The 2828-nt window shown below is 64.3% G+C and carries 3 protein-coding genes; all 3 read left to right on the forward strand.

The features are described from left to right. Positions 1-43: 43 nt before the first annotated feature. From cysT to ACE04I_RS22330, 3 genes are read left to right on the forward strand one after another with little or no spacing between them, the layout of a single operon-like run. The gene (cysT, locus tag ACE04I_RS22320; RefSeq protein ID WP_046794821.1) at positions 44-865 is read left to right on the forward strand and encodes a sulfate ABC transporter permease subunit CysT; all 822 of its coding nucleotides are present in this window, start codon (positions 44-46) and stop codon (positions 863-865) included. A 2-nt stretch (positions 866-867) separates the two neighbouring features. Further along, positions 868-1779 (forward strand): sulfate ABC transporter permease subunit CysW, encoded by a 912-nt coding sequence (cysW, locus tag ACE04I_RS22325; protein ID WP_046794820.1) that lies wholly within the window; start codon positions 868-870, stop codon positions 1777-1779. Continuing rightward, positions 1776-2807, forward strand: coding sequence for a sulfate/molybdate ABC transporter ATP-binding protein (locus ACE04I_RS22330; RefSeq protein ID WP_046794819.1), 1032 nt, complete (start codon positions 1776-1778; stop codon positions 2805-2807). Before cysW ends, ACE04I_RS22330 begins: the two co-directional genes overlap by 4 nt. Positions 2808-2828 lie beyond the last annotated feature (21 nt).

Genomic DNA, 2828 nt, shown 5'->3' on the forward strand with positions numbered 1-2828 from the left:
CCCCCCCCCCCCCCCCGGGTCTTGCCGTGACAGGGAAAGAACATTGAAACGCAACGTGCTGCCCGGGCTGCGCCTCTCGCTGGGTGTAACCCTTTTCTATGTCGGGTTGATCGTGGTGCTGCCCATTGCCGCGCTGGTCTTCAAGGCCGCGAGCCTCGGTCCGGCCGACTACTGGCAGATCGTCTCCTCCGCGCGAGCGGTCGCGAGCTATCGCGTGACGGTGCTCTCGGCCCTCGGCGCCACGATCTTCAACCTCTTCTTCGGGCTGGCGCTTGCCTGGGTGCTGACGCGCTATCGCTTTCGCGGCTGGCGCATCGTCGATGCCATGGTCGACCTGCCCTTCGCCCTGCCGACGGCGGTTGCCGGCATCGCTCTGACAGCGCTTTTCGCCAATAATGGCTGGTTCGGCTCCGTGCTTGCCGATCTCGGCATCAAGGTGGCCTATACGCCGCTCGGTATCATGATCGCCATGTGCTTCACCTCGCTGCCCTTCATTGTCCGCACGGTGCAGCCGGTGCTGGAGGACCTCGATCCGGCGCTGGAGGAAGCTGCGCAATCGCTCGGCGGTTCGGATTGGGAAATCTTCCGCAAGGTCATCCTGCCGCTTCTGACGCCGGCGCTGCTCGCCGGCGTCTCTCTTTCCTTCGCCCGGTCGCTCGGGGAGTTCGGCGCGATCATCTTCATCGCCGGCAACCAGCCGATGTCGACGGAGATCACCGCGCTCCTCGTCTTCATCCGGCTCGAGGAATATGACTACCAGGCCGCTGCGGCCATCGCTTCCGTGCTGCTCCTGACCGCCTTCGTGATGCTCGCGGTCACCAACACGCTGCAGGCGCGGGCGCTGCGCTATACGGTGAGGAGCTGACCATGAGCGCAAATCTCACTCCAAATCTCGGGCGCAGAAAGCCGCCGCGCGTCGGCGACGGACCGCTCTTTCGCAGAGCGCTTATCGGCACCGTGCTGGTGATCGGCGCCTTTCTCATCCTGGCGCCACTCATCGTCATCGGCTTCGAAGCGTTCAAGCAGGGCTGGAAAACCTATAGCGCTACAATCGCCAATCCGGATACGCGGCATGCGATCCTGCTGACGGTGGTGACCGCGCTCATTGCCGTGCCGGTCAATACCGCCTTCGGTGTCGCCGCGGCCTGGGCGATCACCAAGTTCGATTTCCGGGGCAAGCGCTTCCTGCTGGTTCTCATCGAAATCCCCTTCTCGGTCTCGCCGATCGTCGCGGGTGTCGCCTATCTCTTCGTCTACGGCCTGCAGGGCATTTTCGGCCCCTATTTCGATGCGCATGGCATCAAGGTCCTCTTCGCTCTGCCTGGCATCATTCTCGCCTCCATGTTCGTGACGGCGCCTTTCGTGGCGCGCGAACTCATTCCGCTCATGCAGTCGCAGGGACGCGATCTGGAGGAAGCGGCTACCTCGCTCGGCGCATCCGGCTGGCGGACCTTCATCTCGGTCACCCTGCCCAACATAAAATGGGCGCTGCTCTACGGTGTCGTGCTCTGCAATGCGCGCGTGATGGGCGAGTTCGGCGCGGTCTCGGTTGTTTCCGGCAATATCCGCGGCCAGACGAACACGCTGCCGCTGCATATCGAACTGCTCTATCACGATTATCAGACGGCCGGCGCCTTCGCCTCGGCCTCCATCCTGGCGATCATCGCCGTCTTCACCATCATCGCCAAGGTGGCGCTGGAAAAGCAGGGCGCAGGCCGCGCCCGCAAAACCGCCACCCGTCCGGCGCTCGCCTCCAATCCTGCGGAGAAGCCCTCATGAAGATCCGCCTCGACCATGTGGTCAAAACCTTCGATACCTTCCGCGCCGTGAAGGACGTCTCGCTCGATATCGAAAGCGGCGAACTGGTGGCGCTACTCGGGCCGTCCGGCTCGGGCAAGACGACGATCCTGCGCATGGTGGCGGGGCTCGAATATTCCGATGGCGGCCACATCTATTTCGGCGAACAGGACGCGACCGATATTCCGGTCCGGGATCGCGGCGTCGGTTTCGTCTTCCAGCACTACGCGCTCTTCCCGCATATGACAGTGGCCGAGAACATCGCCTTCGGCATGAAGGTTTCCAAGGTCAAGCGCGAGAAGGCAGCGATCGATGCCCGTGTCACCGAACTCTTGCGGCTCGTGCGGCTGGAGGGCCTCGGCGACCGCTTTCCGGCGCAGATCTCCGGCGGCCAGCGGCAGCGCGTGGCGCTTGCCCGCGCGCTGGCCGTCGATCCCAAGGTGTTGCTGCTCGACGAGCCGTTCGGGGCGCTCGACGCCAATGTGCGCAAGGATCTGCGCCGGTGGCTACGCGAAATCCATGAGGAACTCGGCATTACCACGCTCTTCGTCACCCATGACCAGGAAGAAGCCCTCGATCTCGCCGATCGGGTGGTGATCCTGAAGGACGGGCAGATCGTCCAGCAGGGCACGCCGGAGGAGGTCTGCCGCAATCCGCAGTCGGCCTTCGTGATGCGGTTCCTCGGCGATGCCAATGTGCTTTCGGCGGAGGTGCGCGACGGCAAGGCCCATGTCGGCGGGACGGCGATTGATGTCGAGGGGCTGGCGGAAGGCAAGGCGGAGCTCTATGCGCGGCCAAGCGATCTCGACTGGTCGGAGCAGGGGCCGGGCATTCCGGCGCTTATTTCTCGTGTTCTCGACCGGGCAGATGGTCGCCGCGTGATCGCGACAACTGAGGCCGGCGAGCACCTGGAATTCGACGTGGCGCCCGAGCGTACCGTGAAGGCAGGAGAGGGCGGTTTCGTGACCGTCAGGCGCGCGAAGGTGTTTGCTGCCCCACCTCCCCCTTGAGGGGGGAGGTCGTCGCGAAGC

This window comes from Rhizobium moroccans, assembly GCF_057559155.1.

Excerpts from the sequence above, each read along its gene's own strand:
- cysW (WP_046794820.1), top strand. The coding sequence starts at position 868 with ATGAGCGCAAATCTCACTCCAAATCTCGGGCGCAGAAAGCCGCCGCGC.
- ACE04I_RS22330 (WP_046794819.1), top strand. The coding sequence starts at position 1,776 with ATGAAGATCCGCCTCGACCATGTGGTCAAAACCTTCGATACCTTCCGC.